The sequence below is a fragment of the Flavobacterium sp. K5-23 genome (genome assembly GCF_023278045.1).
GTDB lineage: Bacteria > Bacteroidota > Bacteroidia > Flavobacteriales > Flavobacteriaceae > Flavobacterium.
In genome coordinates, this window is the sequence record NZ_CP056783.1 from 399113 (window position 1) to 423800 (window position 24688).

Below are 24688 nucleotides of genomic sequence, written 5' to 3' on the forward strand. Positions count from 1 at the left end.
AATAATATTTAATAGTTAAATTGTGTTTTTAGCCCTGATGGAAGCGATATCCTTTTCTTCACTTCTTTAGGCAAGGAAAGATAAAGCGGACAGAAGGATATAGCTCCTTAATTTTAAAACAATCCTCCTTGAATATTTATATTTACTTTTCCTAAGTGCTTATAAGCTTTATCAGTAACTTCTCTTCCTCTAGGCGTTCTCATAATAAATCCTTCTTGAATTAAGAAAGGCTCATATACTTCTTCAATTGTTTCGCTGCTTTCGGATACAGCTGTAGCCAAAGTGGACAAACCAACGGGACCTCCTTTGAATTTTTCAATGATAGTGATCAGAATTTTATTGTCCATTTCATCCAAACCGTGTGCATCGACATTAAGAGCTCTTAAAGCATAGCGTGCAATTTCAATGTCAATCGTACCGTTTCCTTTTATTTGAGCAAAATCACGTACACGACGCAACAATGCATTAGCTATACGAGGTGTCCCTCTACTTCTACCTGCAATTTCGATAGCAGCTTCAAGCGATATAGGCATTTTTAAAATGGATGCACTTCTTTCTACAATTGTAGTTAAAAGCTCGGTTGTATAATATTGTAATCTCGAAGAAATCCCGAAACGAGCCCTCATTGGAGCCGTTAATAATCCTGAACGAGTAGTTGCACCAATTAAGGTAAATGGATTTAGATTGATTTGCACTGTTCTGGCATTAGGACCAGATTCAATCATAATATCAATTTTAAAATCCTCCATAGCAGAATATAAATATTCCTCTACTATGGGACTAAGCCTATGTATTTCGTCAATAAACAGGACATCTCTTTCTTCTAGATTAGTCAATAGACCCGCTAAATCACCCGGCTTGTCCAATACAGGCCCAGAAGTGATCTTGATACCAACACCCAACTCATTAGCCAAAATATTAGCCAATGTTGTTTTTCCTAAACCGGGAGGACCGTGAAATAAAGTATGATCAAGGGCTTCTTCTCTTTGGTTAGCTGCTTCAACGAATACTTTAAGATTTTCTAATATTTGATCTTGTCCTGCAAAATCATCAAAAGATAAAGGTCTTAATTTTTTTTCCAGATCAAATTCATCTGAATTATAACCGTTAGTTGTAGGGTCTAAATTTTCATTCATTTAACAAAGATATGACAAAGTTTCACGTAAATAAAAATGCCTCTCTAAAATTAGAAAGGCATTTTTAATATATTTAAATTCTAGTGGTGTAATACTTCTTCACCCGGTTTCATAGGTACATTTTGAGGAACAAAATCTACATCGTGATTTGGGTTACTATAATCGTAAGGCCATCTGTGTACTTCTGGAATTTCACCTGGCCAGTTACCATGCATATGTTCAACTGGTGCAGTCCATTCAAGAGTATTTGATTTCCAAGGGTTCATTACTGATTTCTTACCGTAGAAAATACTACTAAAGAAATTATACAAGAATACTAATTGGAAAACCCCACCTATTAAGGCAAAAGTTGTAATCAATACGTTTACATTTTGTAAATCATCAAACAAAGGAAAGTTTGTGTTTGTATAGTAACGTCTTGGTAAACCAGCTAATCCAATAAAGTGCATTGGGAAGAAAACTCCATAAGCACATATTGCAGTTACCCAAAAGTGAACATATCCTAAGTTCTTATTCAACATTCTTCCGAACATTCTTGGGAACCAGTGATAAACTCCAGCAAACATTCCGTAAAGAGCAGAAATACCCATTACTAAGTGAAAGTGAGCTACTACGAAGTAAGTATCATGAACGTTAATATCTAAAGTACTGTCTCCAAGAATAATTCCTGTCAATCCACCTGTGATAAAAGTAGAAACTAAACCAATAGAAAACAACATCGCTGGATTCAATTGTAAGTTACCTTTCCAAAGTGTAGTAATATAGTTAAACGCTTTTACAGCAGAAGGAATTGCAATTAACAATGTTGTAAAAGTAAACACAGATCCTAGGAATGGATTCATCCCTGAGATAAACATATGGTGACCCCAAACGATTGTTGATAAGAATGCAATTGCAATAATTGACATAATCATCGCTCTGTATCCAAAAATTGGTTTACGAGAGTTTGTTGCAATGATTTCAGAAGTGATTCCTAATGCAGGCAAGATAACAATATATACTTCAGGGTGTCCTAAGAACCAGAATAAGTGTTCAAACAAAACTGGAGAACCTCCTTGGTAATGTAACACTTCTCCAGCGATATAAATATCAGAAAGGAAAAATGAAGTACCAAAACTTCTATCAAAAATCAATAATAATGCTGCAGATAACAAAACTGGAAATGAAACCACTCCAATAATAGCAGTTACAAAGAAAGCCCATATAGTAAGAGGCAATCTTGTCATAGACATTCCTTTTGTTCTTAGGTTAATTACAGTTACAATATAATTTAAAGATCCCATTAATGAAGATGCGATAAAAATTGCCATTGACACTAACCATAAAGTCATTCCTAATCCTGATCCAGAGATTGCTTGAGGCAATGCACTTAAAGGCGGATATATTGTCCAACCCGCATTAGCAGGTCCTGATTCAACAAATAAAGAACAAATCATGATTACACTTGATAAAAAGAATAACCAATAAGAAATCATATTCATAAATCCTGAAGCCATATCTCTAGCCCCAATTTGAAGAGGTATCAATAAATTACTAAAGGTTCCACTTAAACCAGCGGTAAGAACGAAAAAGACCATTATGGTACCATGTATTGTTACTAACGACAAATAAATATCATTAGTCATAACACCGTTTGGAGCCCATTTATCTCCTAATAATACATTAAATATTTTGAAAGATTCCTCTGGCCAAGCCAATTGCATTCTAAAAAGCAAAGACATAGTAACCCCAATAACTCCCATAATAATACCAGTAATAAGGTATTGCTTAGCAATCATTTTGTGATCAATACTAAAAATATATTTAGTAATGAAAGTGTCTTTATGGTGGTGTTCGTGTTCGTGATCGTGTCCGTGATCGTGACCTTCTGCTGACATATATTTGTACTTTAAATTTTCTTAATAATTATTTCATAGCGATTTTAGAAACAGCTACTGTATCCTTAACTTTTGAAGAGTCAATAATAGTTCCACCTTCTACTGGCGCTTCTGTTTTAGATGCTTTAATTTCTTTAACTAAAGCTACTTTTTCAGACAACCATATTTTATAATCTTCTGGTGTATCTACAACTACTTTCAATTGCATGTTATAGTGCGAAGAACCACATATTTTGTTACAAATAAGTAAATAATCAAAAGAATATGGATCAAGAGCAGTTAACCCTTTTGCTGCTAATTCAATATTTTTCTTAGCTCTGATTTCATTGATTTTCGCAACTTTTTCAATCATATAAGGCAACTCTCTATATTCAGCAGAAGTATATACTGCTTCAAAAGCAAATTCTGTCACCATTCCTGGAACACAGTTCATTTGTGCTCTAAAATGTGGAAAATAAGCAGAGTGCAGTACATCTTGAGATCTCATTTTGAAATGAACTTTTTTACCTTTAGGTATGTGTAATTCACTTGCAACAAAATCATCTTGAGAATAAGGATCAGCTACATCCATACCTACTGTATTTATTCCTTCAATATAACGAACATTCGCTTTACCAAGGACATTATCTTCACCAGCATACCTTGCAGTCCATTTAAACTGTTGAGCATATAGTTCAATTACAATAACATCTTCATCTTCATCAACAAACATAATGTTTGTCCAAGCATAAAGACCGTAAAGAATCAAACCTGCTAAAACTACAGCTGGAATAACACTCCAAATTGCTTCTAATTTATTGTTATCAGCAAAATACAATGCTTTTTGATCTTTTCTACCTCTATATTTAAAAGCAAAATAATGTAAAAGCACTTGAGTTATTGCTTGAACAACGAATATTAAAATCCAAGTAATGTTCATTAAATAATCAACTTGAGCACCATGTGCTGAAGCTGGAGTATGAAGTACTAAACCTCCCCATTTAAACAATCCGTAGATTGTAAAAATATAAATGAAAGCCAGGAATCCAAACATCAAATAACCTTGTACGTTATTATCATCATCCGTAGCCACTTGAGAGCTATCCGAAGTAGAACCTACTTGCGTAAGATCAAATATTTTAGTCAATTGCCATAAAGCAACAGCTAATAAAACTAAAACTATAATTACCAACAAACTTGTCATCTGTTTATTTCTTTTAAATTAATAATGAAAATGTTTACTCTCTTCTATAAATGGATTTCTTTTTGGCAACAAAGGAGTTTTAGTTAATGCCGTGAAAACAGCAAAAATAAACAATCCAAGGAAGAAAAGAACAGATGCAATTTCGGAAACACCAATAAACCATTGATCACCTACTGTACCTGGCATAATCATATTAAAGAAATCAACATAATGTCCTGCTAAAATTACAATACCTGCCATTACAAGTACCCAAGTGATTCTTTTGAAATCTGTATTTATCAAAATCAACAATGGAAAAACAAAGTTCATGGCTACCGCTCCAAAGAAAGGCAAGTTATACAATTCTATTCTTGTAATAAAATAAGTAACTTCTTCTGGAATGTTAGCATACCAGATCAACATAAATTGTGAAAACCATAAATAAGTCCAAAAAATACTTATTCCAAACATGAATTTAGCCAAATCATGAATATGACTTGTATTAACATGTTCTAAATACCCTCTTGATTTTAAGTATAAAGTAACCATAGCAATCATAGTAATACCACTTACAAAGAAACTTGCAAATACATACCATCCAAATAATGTACTGAACCAGTGTGGGTCAATAGACATAATCCAGTCCCAAGACATAATAGACTCAGAAACGATAAAGAATACTAAAAATATAGCTGAAATATTGAAATTCTTTTTGTAAAAAGAATCGTCATTAGCTTCATCTTGAGCTAAACAATTTTTAGCAGAGAAATATCTGTAGATATTCCATCCTATTAAAAAGATAGCTGCTCTAACAATCCAAAAAGGAAAGTTTAAATATCCAGACTTACCTGCAATTAACGCATCATAGTTAGGACTATTAGGATCAGTAACCCCTTCACCTAACCATACAAATAGATGATTAAAATGTAATCCACAAAGAATTAAGAAGATAAAGAAAACTACAGAACCATAAGGTAAATAAGCTGTTATTCCTTGCATAACTCTAAATAGAACTGGAGACCAACCTGCTTGAGCTACTTGTTGAATAGCATAAAATGCTAAAACCCCCATTGAAAGCAACATAAAAAAGATACAAGCAACATAAAAAGCAGCCCAAGGCTTGTTTTGCAATTGGTGTAAAACGTGCTCTAAATGTTCAGTGTGTTCTTTGTGTTCTGCTACTGCGTCAACAGAGTGTTCGGCTGTTTCGCCATGTACTTCGTGTGAAGCTTTTGGAGCTTCTGCATGACTACCGTGACTTTCGGCAGCAAGCATTAATTCCACCTCTTTAATATCTTTTGGTGCAGTGTAAAAACCATATCCAATTCCTAATATACCAATGGCCATTAAGATGAATGAAAAAGTTTTTAATTTACTTGAAAATGTATACATATCTATTACGATCAGTTTGTTCAACAATTATAATTGGCTCTTAAGTTTTAGAACATAGTCAGCAACTAACCAACGTTCATGTACACTTAATTGATTTGCATGAGAACCCATAGCGTTTAAACCATAAGTTTCAACATGAAAAACACTTCCCTCAGTAATTACCCTGTCACTATAACTAGGTACTCCTAAGAATTTTTCTCTTTCCACTAATTTACCTTTACCGTTTCCAGATGCACCATGGCAAGTCATACAATAAATATCAAAAAGCTCTTTCCCTTTATCAGTATTTCTATCTGCTTCAGCTAAAGGAGATTTAAGATTCGCTTTCGCTAATTCATAACCTGCTGTTGAGTTTTCATATTCATAAGGTTCAAACCCTCTGTTGATCGTTCCATCAACAGGAAGCTGAGCTTCTTTACCATTTTTAAAAGCATTAGATTCTGAATAAGTTTCATAACCTGCAGACTCATACATATTAGGCATGTATTGATAATTTGGCGCTTTATTATTATGACAAGAAGCCACTAAGACAGTGATGCCTAATAATAGTGTTGTTTTATATATCTTTTTCATATCTAATTAATGCTTTTCAATTACGTTAACTTCTACAGCTCCGGTCGTTTTGAAAAAAGAAACTAATTCTTCTTCATTATTGTTTACGGCAACTTCCATTAAAAAATGGTCATCTGTAGTTCTTACATCAGGATTTTCAGCTTCTTTAAAAGGCCATAATCTACTTCTCATATAAAAAGTAATAACCATTAAATGCGCTGCAAAAAACACAGTCATCTCAAACATAATAGGCACGAAAGCCGGCATGTTTTCAATATAACTGAAACTTGGTTTTCCTCCAATATCTTGAGGCCAATCCTGAATCATTATATAGTTCATCATTGTTGTTGCAACCGTAATTCCAACGCAACCATATAAGAAAGCACAAATTGCTAATCTTGTAGGTGCAATACCCATAGCTTTATCTAATCCGTGTACCGGAAATGGAGAAAAAACTTCTTCGATATGATGATGAGCTGCTCTGGTTTTTTTAACCGCATCCATCAATATATCATCGTCATTATAAATGGCGTGTATAACTTTATTACTCATGATGTGAATCTTTATTTGCTTCTCTTTCTCTTTTGTAATTATCTCCTGATCCTTTTAAGATTGTTTTTACCTCTGCCTGAGCAATTACAGGGAAAGTTCTTGAATATAATAAAAACAACACAAAGAAGAAACCAATTGTTCCGATGAAAATTCCAATATCAACAAATGTTGGAGAGAACATCGTCCATGAAGATGGTAAATAATCTCTGTGTAATGAAGTTACGATAATAACGAATCTTTCAAACCACATTCCAATGTTTACTACAATTGATATAATAAAAGAGAACATTATACTTGTTCTTAATTTTTTGAACCACATAAACTGTGGAGAGAACACATTACATGTCATCATTGACCAATAAGCCCACCAGTAAGGTCCTGTAGCTCTATTCAAGAAAGCATATTGCTCATATTCCACTCCAGAATACCATGCAACAAACAACTCAGTAATATAAGCAACACCTACGATAGAACCTGTAATCATGATTACAATATTCATTAATTCGATATGTTGAACAGTAATGTATGCTTCAAGATTTGAAACTTTTCTCATAATAATAAGCAAGGTGTTCACCATTGCAAATCCTGAGAATACAGCTCCAGCAACAAAGTAAGGAGGGAAAATTGTTGTATGCCATCCTGGTATTACTGAAGTAGCAAAGTCCATAGATACAATCGTATGTACAGAAAGTACCAGTGGTGTAGCTAAACCTGCAAGTACCAAAGATACTTCTTCAAAACGTTGCCAGTCTTTTGCTCTACCGCTCCATCCGAAACTTAGTATAGAATAAATTCTTTTATTAAATGGAGTGATTGCTCTATCTCTTAACATCGCAAAATCAGGTAACAAACCAGTCCACCAGAATACTAATGAAACAGAAAGATAAGTTGATATTGCAAATACATCCCAAAGTAATGGCGAGTTAAAGTTTACCCATAATGAACCAAATTGATTTGGTATAGGTAATACCCAGTATGCTAACCATGGACGACCCATGTGGATAATTGGAAAAAGACCTGCTTGTATTACAGAGAAAATGGTCATTGCTTCCGCAGAACGGTTAATTGCCATTCTCCATCGTTGACGGAAAAGTAATAATACTGCCGAAATAAGTGTTCCAGCGTGACCAATACCAACCCACCAAACGAAGTTAGTAATATCCCAAGCCCATCCAACAGTTTTGTTTAATCCCCATGTACCGATTCCTGTAGACACGGTGTAAAATATACAGCCTAATCCCCAAAGGAAAGCTGTTAATGCGATTGTAAATACAATCCACCAATGCTTGTTTGCTTTACCTTCAACAGGTGCAGCTACATCAATAGTTACATCATGATAAGTTTTATCACCTATAACTAAAGGTTTTCTAATGGGTGCTTCGTAGTGAGACGACATAATCCTTTATATGTTTCTTAATTAATAATTTTTTGTACTAGGTATTTCTAACTTTAACGTGGTATATCACATTTGGTTTTGTTCCAACATGCTCTAATAAATGATACATTCTATCATCAGCTACTAATTCAGCAACTTCAGATTCCGCATCGTTTATATCTCCAAATTTCATTGCTCCGTTAGAACATGCATTTGAACAAGCTGTTTGGAATTCACCATCAACAATAGCTCTTCCTTCACGTTTCGCTTTTAAGATTGTCGCTTGTGTCATTTGAATACACATTGAACATTTCTCCATAACTCCTCTTGAACGAACGTTAACGTCTGGGTTTAATACCATACGTCCTAAATCGTCATTCATGTGGTAATCGAATTCGCTGTTTCCGTTATATAAGAACCAGTTAAAACGACGCACTTTATAAGGACAGTTATTAGCACAGTAACGAGTACCAACACATCTGTTGTAAGCCATCTGGTTTTGACCTTGACGACCGTGAGATGTAGCAGCAACTGGACAAACCGTTTCACATGGTGCGTGATTACAGTGTTGACACATTACCGGTTGAAAAGAAACTTGAGGATTATCTCCAGCTTTTTCCATTTCATTAAATGTAGATAACGAGCTAGATAAACCAGCTATGTTTTCTTTTCTTTCATTATCCCCTTCGAAAGTACTTTCAGAAGAATAATATCTATCAATACGCAACCAGTGCATATCACGACTTCTTCTTATTTCTGATTTACCAACAACAGGTACGTTATTTTCAGAATGACAAGCAATTACACAGGCACCACAACCAGTACATGCATTTAAGTCAATCGAAAGGTTAAAGTGATGTCCTACTGAACGATCAAATGAACTCCATAAATCAACTGTAGTTGCTTCTACTTCTTTATGATCTAAAGACACCATTGGCGCTTCATTCCATATTTTAGCATCTTTAGTATTGAAAATTTCCAAAGAAGTTTCTTTGATAATATCTCCTCTACCCATTAATGTTTTTTGACCTTGAACACAAGCAAACTCATGCTCTCCGTCAGCTTTTGCAAATGTAACAGATTGTACATCATTAAAACCTTTATATAGAGAATAGGCATTCAAACCTACCATCATTTCTTCTTTAAGAGCTGCTTTACGACCGTAACCTAAAGCTAAACCTATTGTTCCTACAGCTTGACCTGGTTGAACAATTACAGGTACATTCTCTAATTTTAAACCATCAGCAGTAGTAATAGTAGCATAACTTCCGTTTAAACCTCCGTTAGCAACAATTTCATTAGACATTTCTAATTTCTTTGCATCAGCGTTAGAAACAGTTACGTAGTTATCCCAAGATACTCTAGTGATAGGGTCTGGAAATTCTTGTAACCAAGGGTTATTAGCTTGTTGACCATCACCCATTCCTGTTTTAGTATACAATACTAATTCAAAACCATCAGCAGCTTTTGATTTCGACAAAGCACTTGCAGCAGAACTATAATCAGCTGAAGAAGCAGACACAGAAGGAACAGCTCCAACATGTACACCATCATGCAACACTTTGTTCCAAGACGAACCTGAAATCATAGATGAAGCACTTGCTTTAACATAATCATAATAAGTACCACCAATACCATTTAATGACATCAATACTTCTTGAAATTGTTTCGTATCAAACAAAGGACGAATAGTAGGTTGAGTCAAACTATAAGTTCCTTTAGTAAGACTTAAATCACCCCATGATTCTAAATAATGAGGAACCGCAGCAGCAACAGTACTAACTAAAGCCGTTTCATCTTCTTTCAAAGAAAAAGAAACTGAAGTGTTTACTTTTTTAAGACCTTCAACAAATGAAGCAGAATCTTCCAAAGTATAAACTGGATTAACTCCACTCATAATTAAAGTATGAACGCTACCCGCTTTCATATCCTTAATCAACTGAACTACTTTTTCGTTAGATCCTTTACGTATTTGTCTTGTTCCAGATGTACTGAAAGCTTCACTACCCAAAACTTGATTAATAGCTAAAACTAGTAATTGAGCGTTTTTGTCCTGAATACCAGAAACCAAAACACCTTTTGAACCAGCTGCTTTTAATTGTTGTCCTGCCTTAGTAACTTCTGCTTTAAATTTATCTTCTAAACTTACAGCAACAGAAGAACCTGTTACAATATTATATAAATGAACTAATGCTTGTTTTTGATTAGCAACCGACATCGGTACACGCTTATCAGCAGCAGCACCAGATAAAGTCATATTTGCTTCTAATTGGAAATGACGAGACATTTTTCCGTTTTTCGGAATTCTACCTTGAGCATATCCAGAGTCATATCCTCCACCTTGCCAATCACCTAGAATATCAGCACCTACAGAAACTATAAGTGATGCTTTTAAGAAATCGTAATCTACTAAAGCTCTTTCACCGTAAACAGTTTCAAAAGCATCTAAAGCTTCTGATGAAGAAACCGCGTCATAAACAACATGCTTAGCAGTTGGGTTTTTCGCAATAAATTCTGCAATTAACTTTTCAGTAGATGGACTAGCTAAAGTATTTGTCAATAATACTACTTGACCCGCTTTTGCTTTAGCATCAACAAGACTTGCTTTTAATTTTGAATCAACAGCTGACCAAGTTGAAGTTTTACCTTCAATTTTAGGTTCTTTCAAACGCATATTATCATATAACGACAATATTGACGCATGAACTCTTGCATTTGCAGAGAATTTAGCTCCATCAATAGAATTATTATCTATTTTAATAGGACGCCCTTCACGTGTTTTTACAAGAAGATTAGCAAAATCGAAACCATCGAAAACAGTAGTTGCATAATAATCTGCAACTCCAGGGATGATTTGTTCCGGTTGAAGTACATAAGGAATTGACTTATGAACAGGACCTTCGCAAGCTGCAAGCGTAGCTGCCGCAGTACTAAACCCAACGTACTTTAAAAAATCACGACGAGAAGTTGAAGAGGAAGCCAAAGCATCACCATTTCCTAAAAATTCATCAGTAGGAATTTCTTCAACGAATTCGTTATTTTTAAGCGCCTCAACAATAGAACTATTTTCTAGTTCTTCAACACTTTTCCAGTATTTTTTGTTTGATGACATTGTATATAAATATTAGAATCTTAATTATTATTTTTTTGTTTCAAGTTTGTTTTGTTTCAAGTTTCAAGTTTACAGAAAACCTGAAACTTGAAACTTAAACCTTAAACTTTTTAGTAATGGCATTTACCACATTCTAAACCTCCCATTTGCGCTGCAGTCAATTTGTCTACACCGTATTTTTTAGAAAGCTCTGCGTGAATTTTAGTGTAATACTCATTCCCTTCCATTTTAACATCGGTTTTTCTATGGCATTCAATACACCATCCCATTGTTAAAGGAGCAAATTGTTTTTGAATTTCGTAAGTTTCAACAGGACCGTGACAAGTTTGACATTCAATTCCCGCTACAGTAACGTGTTGTGAGTGATTGAAATATACAAAGTCAGGTAAGTTATGAATTCTAACCCATTTAACTGGCTCAGATTTCCCTGTATAAGTTTGGGTAGTATTATCCCAACCTACAGCAGTATATAATTTTTGAATTTGTTCGTCGTAGAAAGCTTTGCTGTACTCAGGAGTAGCAGTAGTTTCAGCAACTTCTCCAATGTTCTTATGACAGTTCATACAAACGTTCAAAGAAGGAATTCCTGAATTTTTACTTACTCTAGCAGCAGAGTGACAGTATTTACAGTTAATCTCATTATCACCAGCGTGAATTTTATGAGAAAAATGTATCGGTTGAATTGGCTCATAATTTTGATCCACACCTACCTGCATTAAAAACCCGTAAACGAAGTACCCACTCGCTAACAATAAGAATATAGAAGTCACTAAAACCAAAAATTGGTTTTTAGCAAACGCTTTCCATATTGGCATTGTAGCAACTTTAGGAGTAACCTCAATGTTATTTGCTTTAGCAACCTTAGTCAAGACTTTGTTCACTAAAAACAACATCACAACAAGCATCAACATCACTAGAGCAAGAGCACCTAATATAACGCTATTAGATATCCCGCTATCATCTCCAGAAACAGCACCACCAGGTACCGCACCAGCAGCAGCCGGAGCTTCTGCTTTTACTTCAGATGTATATGCAATAATATTATCGATATCTCCATCAGATAACTGAGGAAAACCGGTCATTACCGCTTTATTATTTTCTTCAAACACTTTTACAGCAGCAGCATCACCAGATTTGATTAATGCAGAACTATTTTTAACCCATTTGTACATCCAAGCCATATCGTGCTTATCAGCAATACCCCTAAGAGCAGGGCCCGTTGATTTAGCATCAAGCTTATGACATGCAGCACAATTTGCATTAAAAAGTTCTTTACCCTTTACCGGGTCACCACCTTGTGTAGCAGCAGCATCTGCAACTTCAGTTTCAGCAGCAGGAGCCGCATCTTGTGCAAATGAATTTAAGGAAAAAGCCAGCGTTAAAGCTAAGCCGAAAAATAATTTCCTTGAGATCGAATTATGGTTACCCACCTTTTTCATACAGTATAATGATTATCTACTAAAAATTGGCATGCTTTTTTCTATGTAAAATAGAATAAACACCCCGTTATTTTAAAACTCCGACAAAAATACGACTTAAGAACTATTCTCAAAACCTTAAAATAGTCTTAATTTCAATTTATATTAATTCTAAATAATATTTCTAATTTAGAATTGTCCATTAAGTAGTATTTTTGTCCAAAAACAATCACATTATGAGAATTTTAACACTGAGAAAAGTTGGCCTGTATGTTTTCACATTATTTTCAACCTGCTATATATACGCTCAGGATAATAACACAACAGTAAGTCAGGATCCAAAATTTGAACAGCTTTTAAATGAAAAGAGAAAGATAAACGCTTCAATTACTGTAAATGAACGTTATAAAATACAAACTTTTAGCGGAGACAGTGAAAACGCAAAAAGGACTTTTAACGATTGCAAACAAGAATTCAGAGACCTCGATGGTACAATTGTGTTCTTCGCACCTAACTATAAAGTTTGGATAGGTAATTTCAGAACAAGGATTGAAGCAGAACGAAACCTGAAAGAAATCAAGAAGAAATACAATAACGCACTCTTGATTAAACCAAAGAAATAAGATATTAAAAGAATCGAAAAAGGCAACCTATAACGGGTTGCTTTTTTTGTTTGATTACGTTTGTAGTAAATCTTGCGAGAGCGTAGTCAGAAACAATTATGCAGCCCACAAGAAAAATTTTACTCTATAGAAGAATATTTTTCATAGCTGGCTTTAATCCTAATCTATAATTGTTTCAGGACTTACTAGCGATTACAAGCTAAACAGGTTACATATATATATGATATGACACTGTTATTCAGGTTCATATAAGCGATAAAAAGAAGAAGAAAAACAATCAGCAATGAAGTGGCTTTCTTTGTCTTACATGACTTTGTTTGCGGGCACAGATTGCAAATCTACGCTATCATTACGGATGCATATCTGAACTATCCTCCACCTAACAATTACCAAATAACTAACCAATAAATAACCGAATTATCTTCAAAATTGATTGCATAACCTCTACTAAATCCATCTTTCCAATCATCAGGCATATGCCAAGAACCTTGATGATATTTTTCAGAACAACATTGTTTAGAATCCGATTCAATCAAATATATTGTATAAGTTTTATTTAACAAATTATAACTATTCTCATCAAAATCAATTACACCATAGAAATTCGGTATTGGAACTGCTCCTTGGCGCACTACTTGTGTTTTAAATTGCGCATAATTTTTAGTGATGCTCAATATATTTGAATCTCGGAGGTATTTATTTACGATATAATATGACGTATCTGAATATGTTAACTTCCTAGCAACTGAAATCAAAGAGTCAATTTTTACTTTGGATTCTTTCTGTTTAACAATGAATTGCGAAGGTGAATATTTAGACAAATAAGTATAATGAATCACATAATCAGATTTTACTTTATTTTCTTTTGGGAAATGTATTGTCAACCCTTTTGGGTATTCTTGTAATAATTGTAAATAGTCTCCTTTCCATTTAGGAGCTTGAGCAGATTTGTCTTGGCAGGATAAAACAAAAATGAGAGCAAAAAACATTAAATGTAAATTCAATTTACTCATAAATTATTTTTTAAAAGCTTGTATAATATCATACGTAAGTTGTAGAACAAAACCCGATAGTCCGGATTTGCAATCCGTGCCCACAAACAAAATAAAGTCCAAAACAAATCTAAGTCAAAATTATCAAAACCCTCAAATTACTTACAGACTGAAAACAAAAAAATCCCGATTGCTCGGGATTTTTAAATAAATATATTGAAAATTCTATTTCAATTTCTTTTTGATAGCTACCTCATGGTAAGCTTCAATAACATCTCTTTCTTCAATGTCGTTGTATCCTTTAATTTGGATACCACAATCATACCCTTTAGCTACTTCTTTCACATCGTCTTTGAAACGTTTCAGTGCAATAAGCTCACCTGTATGAACCACAACTCCCTCACGGATAATTCTGATTTTAGAGCTTCTTGCGATTTTACCGTCCATAACCATACAACCTGCAATAGATCCCACTTTAGAGATTTTGAATATCTCTCTAATCTCAGCAGTACCCAGAATTTCTTCTTTCATCTCTGGAGCAAGCATTCCTTCCATTGCATCTTTCAAGTCATCGATAGCTGCATAGATAATAGAATAGTAACGGATATCAATTTCTTCTTTATCAGCAAGCTGTCTCGCATTTCCAGCAGGACGAACATTAAATCCGATAATGATTGCATCAGAAGCAGAAGCTAACATAACGTCAGTTTCAGTAATTGCTCCAACACCTTTATGAATGATATTAATTTGAATTTCTTCAGTAGATAATTTAGAGAACGAATCAGATAATGCTTCAACCGAACCATCAACATCTCCTTTAAGGATCACGTTCAATTCTTTAAACTGACCTAAAGCAATACGACGTCCAATTTCATCTAAAGTAATGTGACGTTGTGTACGTACAGATTGTTCACGCATTAATTGAGAACGTTTAGATGCAATTTGTTTTGCTTCTTTTTCGTCTTCAAAAATATTGAACTTATCACCGGCAGTAGCTGCACCATCAAGACCTAAAACGGATACTGGAGTCGAAGGACCTGCTTCTTCTACAATATTCCCTCTTTCATCATGCATCGCTTTGATTTTACCATGATGCTTTCCAGCTAACATATAATCACCCACTTTTAACGTACCGTGTTGTACTAATATAGTAGAAACATATCCTTTACCTTTATCTAAAAAGGCTTCAACAACTGTTCCTTGAGCTGCTTTATTCGGATTAGATTTTAAATCTAAAACTTCAGCTTCCAATAATACTTTTTCTAATAATTCTTTTACTCCTGTACCTACTTTTGCAGAGATATCATGAGATTGGAATTTTCCACCCCAGTCTTCAACAAGTAAATTCATACCTGCTAATTTCTCTTTAATTTTCTCTGGGTTAGAGTTAGGCTTATCTACTTTGTTTATAGCAAAGATGATAGGAACTCCAGCAGCTTGTGCGTGAGAAATCGCCTCTTTTGTTTGCGGCATGATGTCATCATCAGCTGCAATTACAATAATAGCTATATCAGTAACCTGAGCTCCACGTGCACGCATCGCGGTAAACGCCTCGTGACCTGGTGTATCAAGGAACGCAATTTTTTGCCCATTATCTAAAGTTACTCCGTATGCACCAATGTGCTGTGTAATTCCTCCAGACTCTCCTGCAATAACATTTTCCTTACGGATGTAATCCAGTAAAGATGTTTTACCGTGATCGACGTGACCCATTACCGTAACAATAGGTGCTCTGAATACTAAATCTTCTTCTTTATCTTCAACAACTTCAATCGCATCTTCGATATCAACAGTAATGAATTCAACTTCATAACCAAATTCATCTGCAACAATTGTCAAAGTTTCTGCGTCAAGACGTTGGTTCATGGTTACCATGATTCCAAGAGACATACATGTTCCAATAACCTTAGTAATTGGCACATCCATCATGATTGCAATTTCACCTACAGTAACAAACTCAGTAACTTTTATAGTTTTACTTCCTTCGTCAATAGCTCTTTGCTCTTCATCAGATTTCTGACGGTGCGTATCTCTTTTATCTCTTCTGTATTTCGCCGCTTTAGATTTACCACCTTTTTTACCTTGTAGTTTTTCTAAAGTTTCACGGATTTGGTTTTTTACTTCCTCTTCAGTAGGCTCTACTTTTGCAACAATAGCAGGTCTGTTCCCTTTTACAAAACCAGGTCTAGAACTTCTATTGGCATTAAATCCACCACCACCAGTGTTTGGAGTGATTTTATTAGGATTAGGCGCTCCAGGAACACCAGTCGCAGGTCTCGGTGCTCCTGGCTTAGGAGCAATTCTCTTGCGTTTGTTTTTATTTGCAGCCCCAGCAGCTCCAGGTTTATTTGGAGTAATTTTAGGGTCTTCTTTTTTCTTTTTAGGTTTGTTGAACTGAGACAAATCAATTGTTTGACCCGTTAACTTAGTACCTGATAATTTTTGATACTGAGTAGCAATTGCTTCCTCAACCGGAGTTCCGTCAGCTGAAACTTCTTTAGCCGCAGCTTCTTTAGCTGGAGCATCCTTTGAAGGAACTTCTTTAGCAACTGGAGCTTCTGCTGCTTTTGGAGCTTCTTTCACTTCAGCAACAACCTCTTTTTTAGGTTCTTTCTTTGGTTCTTTTGGCTCTACAACAGCTTTTACTTCTTTTTTGTCTGAAACAGGTTTTTCAAGGGTTGGCTCTTTTTGCACTGGCTTCTCTACAGGAGCTTTAACTTCAGGAGTTTCTTTTTTCTCAACAACTGGCGTTACTGGAGTAACTTTCTTTGGATTAAGATCAATTTTCCCAACTTGAACAGGTCCAGTCACAACAGCTCTCGCTTTTATAACTTCTTGCTGTTTTAGTCGTTCCTCATCTTGCCTGCGTTTGTCTTCGATTTCTTTTTCTCTCTCAACACGCAAAGCCTCTTTCTCTTTTCTTTTCTCTTCCCCTACTTCTTTAGAAGCCTCTTTTTTCCCTTTGTCACCTGCAAATTGACCGCACAACACATTGTATACATCATCAGAAATTTTTGTGTTTGGATTTGCTTCAATAGCAATCCCTTTATCTTTTAGATAATCCACAGCTCTTTCCAAAGAAATATTCAATTCCCTTAAAACTTTGTTTATTCTAATAATTCTCTCTTCAGACATAAAACCTTTTTATTATTACCTTTTTTGTTTTTCCTTTCCCTAACCCACTCTGTGAAGAGAAGGAGCTGAAATTGGAACATTTTATTATTCAAGAAGCATAGAATTAACTATCAAATTCTTCTTTCAATATTTTCATTACATCTAGAATCGTTTCCTCTTCTAGGTCAGTTCTTCTTACTAAATCCTCTACATCTTGTTTCAAGATACTTTTTGCAGTATCCAAACCAATTTTCGCGAATTCTTCTATAACCCATCCTTCTATTTCGTCAGAAAACTCAGTCAACTCAACATCGTCTTCATCAGCAGTAACACCCGCAACATCACCTTCACGGATAACATCTAGTTCATAACCAGTCAAAAGACCCGCTAATCTAATGTTATGCCCTCCTCTACCAATGGCTTTAGAGACTTCTTCTAATTTCAAAAACACTTCAGCTCTTTTAGTTTCTTCATTGATTTTAATCGAAGAAATTTTCGCTGGACTTAATGCTCTTGTTATATATAATTGAATGTTACTGGTATAATTAATAACATCGATATTTTCATTACCTAATTCACGAACAATTCCATGAATACGAGAACCTTTCATTCCCACACAAGCTCCTACTGGATCAATTCTATCATCATAAGAATCAACAGCCACTTTTGCTTTTTCACCCGGAATTCTCACAACGTTTTTAACCATTATCAAACCGTCAAAAACTTCAGGAATTTCTTGTTCGAATAATTTTTCCAAGAACTTTTCAGAAGTTCTAGACATAATTATCTGAGGTTTGTTTCCTTTTAACTCAACACTTTCAATTATTCCACGTACGTTATCCCCTTTACGGAAAAAGTCAGAAGGAATTTGTTTCTCTTTTGGCAAAACGATTTCATTTCCTTCATCATCAACTAGTATAACAACTCTTGGACGTACATGATGTACTTCGGCAGTATAAATATCACCTACTAAATCCTTAAATTGCTTATATAAGTTCGTATTGTCATGTTCATGAATTTTAGAAATAAGATTTTGACGTAAAGCCAAAATAGCTCTTCTTCCAAGATCCACTAACTTCACTTCTTCAGAAACTTCTTCGCCAATTTCAAAATCAGGTTCGATTTTTCTTGCTTCAGTCAAAGTTATCTCAAGGTGATCTAAATCTAAATCATCATCAGCAACTATCACTCTTCTCTGCCAGATTTCCATATCACCTTTATCAGGATTGATAATGATATCAAAATTATCGTCTGAACCGTATTTCTTTTTCAATGCATTTCTAAATACATCTTCTAAAATTGCCATAAGCGTTACACGATCAATGAGTTTATTGTCCTTAAACTCCGAGAATGAATCGATTAATGCTAAATTTTCCATGCGAATTCTTTAATTAAAATGTTACTGTAACGATTGCTTCTTTTATATCTGCATAAGTAATTTCCTGTTTTTTCTGAACAGTCTCTTTACCTTTTCCTATCTTTTTAGGCTCTCTGGCTTCCCAAGACAAAATTACGAAATCATCATTAGCATCTACTAATTTTGCTTCAATAACTTCTGTAGCAGTTTTCACAATCAGTGTTCTACCTATATTTTTTTTATATTGCCTGATGTGGGATAATGGATAAGAAACCCCTGCCGAGGCAACTTCTAGAGAAAAATCTTGCTCTTCTCTATCAATATTATTCTCAATTGAACGACTGATATCAATACAGTCTTGCAAAGCCACTCCATTATCGCCGTCTAAAGTTACAATAACTTTAAAAGCATCCGTAATAGTCAAATCAATCAAAAAAAGCGATGGCTTCTCTGAAAGACTTTCTATCAACAACTTATTTACTTTTTCTTTAAATGTCATATTTTTATAAAAAGAGGGGACCGTTAGTCCCCTCATTATTTAGTTTTTAATAAATAACGATGCAAATATAGTGTTTTTTTACAAATCAAAAATAATTGATTGCAGTTAAAATATTTCTTATCTTTATAGTATTAAAAAAAACAAAGGTTTTTCCCATAATTTAATCACCCTAATTATGAAACGAATTCTAGTTCCCACAGACTTCTCAGAGCATGCCGAAAACGCCTTAAAAGTAGCCGCCCAAGTAGCTAAAAAAAACAAATGCGAAATATATTTGCTCCACATGTTGGAAATTCCAAGCCAATTGAACGACGCGATAACAGGAGCAAGTGGTATTCCAGAAGTGATGTTATTTATAAAAAAAGCACAACAAACCTTTGAAAAATTAAAACAACAAGACTACCTAGAGGGAGTCACAGTACACGAATCCATACAATTCGAAAGAGTATTCGAAGGAATTCTTTCTTTCAGCAAAAAGAACGAAATAGATTTAATCGTTATGGGATCTCATGGCGTTTCTGGAATAGAAGAAATTCTTGTAGGTTCAAATACTGAAAAAATAGTACGCCTTTCAGATTGCCCCGTTTTAGTCATTAAAAAAGACACTAAAGAATTCAAACCTAACCATTTTATTTTCGCTTCAGACTTCACTCAAGAAATAAAAAAACCATTTGAAAAAATGATTGAATTCGTTGAAATATTTGACGCAAAACTACTTTTAGTGATGATTTGCACACCAAATAGTTTCAAAACAACTGTTTTTTCAGAAAAAATAATGAAAGATTTTATAAGTGAATTTAAAATCAAAAATTATTCTATGCATATATATAACGATACAAATATTGAAAAAGGCATCCTCAACTTTGCAAATAAAACAAATGCCGACTTAATAGGATTGTGCACACATGGAAGAACAGGGTTAGCACACTTTTTTACTGGAAGTATAAGCGAAGATCTTGTAAACCACACCGCGAGACCTGTAATAACTTTCAAGATTTAAAAACAAGTGACACAAAAATTTTGCATCACAATAATAAGAAACAACGCAAACAATAAAAATTTGCATTCTTACTTAAACAAAAAAAAGCCTCTCAAATAAACGAGAGGCTTTTTGTTGGTCTACAAGGACTCGAACCTTGAACGACTGCACCAAAAACAGTTGTGTTACCATTACACCATAGACCAGTATGCTTTGCTTTACTTTCGTTTAGCGAGTGCAAATTTAATACAAATTTTAAGTTGCACAAGCTTTTAATCGCTTTTTCTTGAAAAAAAATTCACTTTTAACAAAAAAAATAAAACCTAATTAAAAAACACTCTCACAACCAATAGTTTAGCAAAAAACAATAGTTTCAAAGAAAATAATGTTAATGCATGTAACGTTAAGTAAAAAAACATTTTCTTTGTGACTCTTTAAAAATAAATAAATTAGTACATAAATATGGCGACATTCAATTTCAATAAATGGAATACGATATTAGGATGGTTTACATTTGGAGTAGCATTAATTACATACACCCTTACTGTAGAACCTACAATGAGTTTTTGGGATTGTGGTGAATATATAGCTACAGCGGCAAAACTAGAAGTTGGACATCCTCCTGGAGCTCCATTATACCAGATGATTGGTGCCTTCTTTGCAATGTTTGCCACAGATGATAAATACATTGCCTTAATGGTAAATATGATGTCTGTTTTTTCGAGCGCCTTTACTATATTGTTTATGTATTGGTCCTCTACTCTGATATTAAAAAAACTAATCACTCAATTTATTGTTCCAAACACAATAGACGAACAGCCAAAAGAATTAAATAAAAACAATGCAATAGCAATTCTAGGAAGCGCCTTAGTAGGTTCATTAGCTTATACTTTTTCGGACAGTTTCTGGTATAATGCCGTAGAAGCCGAAGTTTACGCTATGGCCTCTTTATTTATAGCTTTATTGTTTTGGCTAGGATTACGCTGGGAACAGGAAATGGATACTCCAAGAGGAAATAGATGGTTATTAGTCATTTCACTTGTTATTGGACTTTCGTTTGGAGTTCACTTTATGGCAGTACTGACCATCCCTTCTATAGGACTTATGTACTTTTTTAAATATTACAAAACCGTAACAGTTAAAAATTTCATCATCGCAAATGTTGTTGTAATTTCAATTTTATTATTTATTTTCAAATTACTGCTTCCTTTAACGATGTCATTCTTTAGCAAAACAGAAATTTTTACGGTAAACAGTTTAGGAATGCCATTTAACTCTGGAACAATTATAGTTAGCATATTAGCAATTGCTTTCTTTTATTTCGGATTAAAATACACTCAGAAAAAAGGGCATATTCACGCCAATACTCTTATACTTTGTACTTTATTTATCTTAATAGGATTCTCAACTTGGATGATGCTTCCTATAAGAGCAAATGCAAATACTGTAATTAACGAAAATAAACCATCAGATGCTGCTGAAGTTCTGGCGTATTACAATAGAGAACAATATGGAGTAAATCCACTTTTTTATGGTCCTCAATATACGGAGTCTTTTGTAGGTCTTGACGAGAACAACCCTTATATAGACAAGGCTCCTAACTACGAAAGAAATGATAAAACCGGGAAATATGAAATTGTAAATAATTTCAAAAATGCAGTACAGAATAGTGACGACAGCCAAAAAACTATTCTTCCAAGAATGTGGAGCACTGATCATGCAGAAAACTATATGAATTTTACTAATCCTCCGGCATTTAGAATAAACCCTAATTATCCTTACGAAGAGGATTTAGCTAAATACGGCATTGATGTAAATAAAATATCTGAGGAAGATTACAATAAAGCTATTGCTCAGCTGAAAAATGAAATCGAACAAACCGTATCTGAATTCAGACAAGCCTATGCCCAAAAACAAATCGACAATGATGGCTACGGTAAATTCTTAAAAAGCTATGGTGATTATTTAATTATAGAAAAACCAACCACTGCGGATAATTTGAGTTTTATGTTCGAATACCAATTTGGCTATATGTACTTTAGGTATTTGATGTGGAACTTTGTTGGAAGACAAAGTGACGTACAAGGAAAATACGACTATTTAGACGGAAATTGGATGAGTGGAATAACTTTCATTGATGAACTTCATTTAGGCTCCCAAGACAATTTACCCTCAGATGTATTAAACAATAAAGGACGTAATTTTTATTTCTTCTTGCCTTTCCTTTTAGGATTAATTGGATTGATGTATCATGCCGGTAAGGACAGAAAAAGTTTTTATGTTCTATTAACTTTATTCTTATTTACAGGTATCGCACTAAAAATTTACCTCAACGAAAGACCATTCGAACCTAGAGAAAGAGATTATGCCTTAGTGGGCTCTTTTTATGTTTTTGCTATCTGGATAGGCCTTGGTGTTTATTCCTTATACGAAAGTGCCCAGAAATACCTAGCTCCAAAAATTGCTGGTCCAGTAATCATTTGCGCCAGTTTATTAGCAGCGCCTATTCTTATGGCTTCCCAAAACTGGGATGATCACGATCGCTCTGGGAAATATACCGCATTTGCAATGGCTAAAGCATATCTTAATTCATGCGACCCAAATGCAATTTTATTCACGATAGGAGATAACGACACTTTCCCTCTTTGGTATGCACAAGAAATCGAAGGAGTGAGAACGGATATTAAAATCGTAAACACCAGTCTATTTATGACGGACTGGTATATTGACCAGATGAAGAGAAAATCATACGAGTCAGACCCATTACCTATTTCATTCACTCACGATCAATATGTGGGAGACAAACTGGATTATGTAGTACACATTCCAAAAATAGAAAGCCGATGGGACATAAAAGATTTTTTGACTTTTATCAAAAACCCTAAAGCGACTGTGTCTATGCAAAATGGACAAACATTGCGTTTTTACCCAACAAACAAAATCAGAATTCCTATTGACAAAGACGTCATTATAAAGAACAAGGTGGTGTCATCTAAATATAACGACTCAATTGTTCCATATATAGATATAGACATCAAAGGAAATGCATTGTACAAAAACAGATTGATGATGCTGGACATTGTAGCTAACAACAACTGGAAACGACCTATTTATTTCAGCGGAGGTGCATTTGACAACGAAGATTACCTATGGATGAAAGACCATCTTCAATTAGAGGGTATGGTTTATAAATTAGTTCCAATAAAAACTGCGATACCAAAAGACGGTAGCCCTCTTGATATGGGACAAATTGATTCTGATAAAATGTACGCTAATATTATGAAATGGGACTGGGGAAATAGCGAAAGTAACGCTATCTACCACGATCCAGAAACGAGAAGAAATAGTATTACATATAGAACTAATCTTGCCCGTTTAATGACCGTATTAATTGCTGAAGGAAAAAACGAAAAGGCAAAACAAATTATAGAGTTGGCAATGACAAAAATGCCTTTAGACAAATTTGGCTACTACTCTCTTGTGGAACCATTTGCAAAAGGGTATTATAAAATTGGTGAAAAAGAAAAAGCACATCAACTGCTTGAAAAGCTAATCAATAAATACAAGGAAAACTTAAACTATTACAGTAAGCTAAACCCTTCTGACCAAACGAGTATCGCCATCGATATCATATCTGACATTGAACGATACCGCAGTTTATTACAAGTGATGAAAGAAAGCGGAGATATGGATTATTACAATAAAAACAGAGTCCCTTTTAATACTTATGTTCAAATACTTGAACGTTTTGGGAGAGATAAAGAATAATTATTAAATAAATATTTCCTACAATATTAAAATGCAACACTAGTCAAATTAGTGTTGCATTTTTTTTGTTTCAACTTTTATTCTTTGTAATATTGAGTATGGGCTTCTATTGGATAAAAACAAACTTCCTAATTAAAAAAATCTTCTCAAATTACATTTGGGACAAGCCAAATAGTGAAAATAAAATCTACCTTACTTTTGATGATGGACCTACACCTGAAATTACTGAATGGGTTTTAAATCAATTAGAAAAATACCAAGCAAAAGCCACTTTTTTTTGCATTGGAAAAAACATAGAAGCAAATCCTTCCATTTTCGAGAAAATAATCAAAAAAGGACATTCAATAGGCAACCACACTTTTAATCATTTAAATGGATGGAAAACAACAACTAAAGTGTACCTAGAAAACATAAATAGATGTGAAGAAATTATCTCTGAAAATACATTTGGAATAGCTCCTTTAGTATCAAAAATATTCAGACCGCCTTACGGCAAAATAAAGCCTTTACAAACAGCCAAATTAAAAAAGGCAGGGTATGAAATAATAATGTGGGATGTGCTTAGTGCCGATTTTGACACCAGTATTACTCCTGAAAAATGTTTGGATAATGTAATTTCGAATATAAAACCAGGTAGTATAGTCGTTTTTCACGACAGCGTGAAAGCATTCAAAAATCTTGAATATGCTTTACCTAAAACACTTGAATTTATAAATAAAAATGGGTTTGTTTACGAGATACTATAAGAAAGTTAATTCACAACCTCACTAAAGAATTGTG

Annotated in this window: 17 protein-coding genes and 1 tRNA gene; 4 read left to right on the forward strand and 14 right to left on the reverse strand. The window is 34.2% G+C overall.

The features are described from left to right. Positions 1 to 113 precede the first annotated feature (113 nt). The 9 genes from ruvB to FLAK523_RS01915 form a co-directional block, all read right to left on the reverse strand. A complete protein-coding gene (gene ruvB / locus FLAK523_RS01875) occupies positions 114 to 1136 on the reverse strand; it encodes a Holliday junction branch migration DNA helicase RuvB (protein ID WP_248905953.1) in 1023 nt (340 codons plus the stop codon). Positions 1137 to 1216: 80 nt separating this feature from the next. Further along, positions 1217 to 3013, reverse strand: a complete 1797-nt coding sequence (locus FLAK523_RS01880; RefSeq protein ID WP_248905955.1) for a cbb3-type cytochrome c oxidase subunit I — start codon at positions 3011 to 3013, stop codon at positions 1217 to 1219. 28 nt (positions 3014 to 3041) lie between these two features. Then, a complete protein-coding gene (locus FLAK523_RS01885) occupies positions 3042 to 4196 on the reverse strand; it encodes a cytochrome c oxidase subunit II (protein WP_248905957.1) in 1155 nt (384 codons plus the stop codon). Between the two features lie 18 nt (positions 4197 to 4214). Beyond that, complete coding sequence (locus FLAK523_RS01890; protein WP_248905959.1) at positions 4215 to 5567, reverse strand: quinol:cytochrome C oxidoreductase; 1353 nt, start codon at positions 5565 to 5567, stop codon at positions 4215 to 4217. Between the two features lie 27 nt (positions 5568 to 5594). Beyond that, complete coding sequence (locus FLAK523_RS01895) at positions 5595 to 6140, reverse strand: cytochrome c (RefSeq protein WP_248905963.1); 546 nt, start codon at positions 6138 to 6140, stop codon at positions 5595 to 5597. Positions 6141 to 6146: 6 nt separating this feature from the next. After that, positions 6147 to 6671, reverse strand: coding sequence for a DUF3341 domain-containing protein (locus FLAK523_RS01900; RefSeq protein WP_248905966.1), 525 nt, complete (start codon positions 6669 to 6671; stop codon positions 6147 to 6149). Then, positions 6664 to 8067 (reverse strand): NrfD/PsrC family molybdoenzyme membrane anchor subunit, encoded by a 1404-nt coding sequence (gene nrfD / locus FLAK523_RS01905; protein WP_248905968.1) that lies wholly within the window; start codon positions 8065 to 8067, stop codon positions 6664 to 6666. Before nrfD ends, FLAK523_RS01900 begins: the two co-directional genes overlap by 8 nt. A gap of 37 nt (positions 8068 to 8104) precedes the next feature. Beyond that, the gene (locus FLAK523_RS01910; RefSeq protein ID WP_248905977.1) at positions 8105 to 11158 is read right to left on the reverse strand and encodes a TAT-variant-translocated molybdopterin oxidoreductase; all 3054 of its coding nucleotides are present in this window, start codon (positions 11156 to 11158) and stop codon (positions 8105 to 8107) included. 110 nt (positions 11159 to 11268) lie between these two features. Further along, positions 11269 to 12597, reverse strand: coding sequence for a c-type cytochrome (locus FLAK523_RS01915; RefSeq protein ID WP_248905979.1), 1329 nt, complete (start codon positions 12595 to 12597; stop codon positions 11269 to 11271). A gap of 215 nt (positions 12598 to 12812) precedes the next feature. Between FLAK523_RS01915 and FLAK523_RS01920 the strand changes: the two genes are divergently transcribed. Further along, positions 12813 to 13199 carry an SPOR domain-containing protein gene (locus FLAK523_RS01920; RefSeq protein WP_248905982.1) on the forward strand — a complete coding sequence of 129 codons (387 nt, stop codon included), beginning with the start codon at positions 12813 to 12815 and terminating at the stop codon, positions 13197 to 13199. Positions 13200 to 13585: 386 nt separating this feature from the next. On the opposite strand, the gene FLAK523_RS01925 is transcribed toward FLAK523_RS01920, so the two are convergent. From FLAK523_RS01925 to rimP, 4 genes are all read right to left on the reverse strand, one after another. After that, positions 13586 to 14212, reverse strand: coding sequence for a hypothetical protein (locus FLAK523_RS01925; RefSeq protein ID WP_248905991.1), 627 nt, complete (start codon positions 14210 to 14212; stop codon positions 13586 to 13588). Between the two features lie 204 nt (positions 14213 to 14416). After that, a complete protein-coding gene (gene infB / locus FLAK523_RS01930) occupies positions 14417 to 17326 on the reverse strand; it encodes a translation initiation factor IF-2 (RefSeq protein ID WP_248905993.1) in 2910 nt (969 codons plus the stop codon). Between the two features lie 103 nt (positions 17327 to 17429). Continuing rightward, positions 17430 to 18683 carry a transcription termination factor NusA gene (nusA, locus tag FLAK523_RS01935; RefSeq protein WP_248905996.1) on the reverse strand — a complete coding sequence of 418 codons (1254 nt, stop codon included), beginning with the start codon at positions 18681 to 18683 and terminating at the stop codon, positions 17430 to 17432. Between the two features lie 13 nt (positions 18684 to 18696). Further along, positions 18697 to 19161 carry a ribosome assembly cofactor RimP gene (rimP, locus tag FLAK523_RS01940; RefSeq protein WP_248905998.1) on the reverse strand — a complete coding sequence of 155 codons (465 nt, stop codon included), beginning with the start codon at positions 19159 to 19161 and terminating at the stop codon, positions 18697 to 18699. A gap of 175 nt (positions 19162 to 19336) precedes the next feature. Between rimP and FLAK523_RS01945 the strand changes: the two genes are divergently transcribed. Beyond that, entirely contained in the window at positions 19337 to 20161 is an 825-nt protein-coding gene (locus FLAK523_RS01945; RefSeq protein ID WP_248906000.1) for a universal stress protein, read from the forward strand. Positions 20162 to 20275: 114 nt separating this feature from the next. On the opposite strand, the gene FLAK523_RS01950 is transcribed toward FLAK523_RS01945, so the two are convergent. Beyond that, positions 20276 to 20346 (reverse strand) — tRNA-Gln (locus FLAK523_RS01950). Positions 20347 to 20602: 256 nt separating this feature from the next. Between FLAK523_RS01950 and FLAK523_RS01955 the strand changes: the two genes are divergently transcribed. Then, entirely contained in the window at positions 20603 to 23908 is a 3306-nt protein-coding gene (locus tag FLAK523_RS01955; protein ID WP_248906002.1) for a DUF2723 domain-containing protein, read from the forward strand. Between the two features lie 98 nt (positions 23909 to 24006). Then, entirely contained in the window at positions 24007 to 24654 is a 648-nt protein-coding gene (locus FLAK523_RS01960) for a polysaccharide deacetylase family protein (RefSeq protein ID WP_248906004.1), read from the forward strand. The last annotated feature ends 34 nt before the right edge of the window (positions 24655 to 24688 follow it).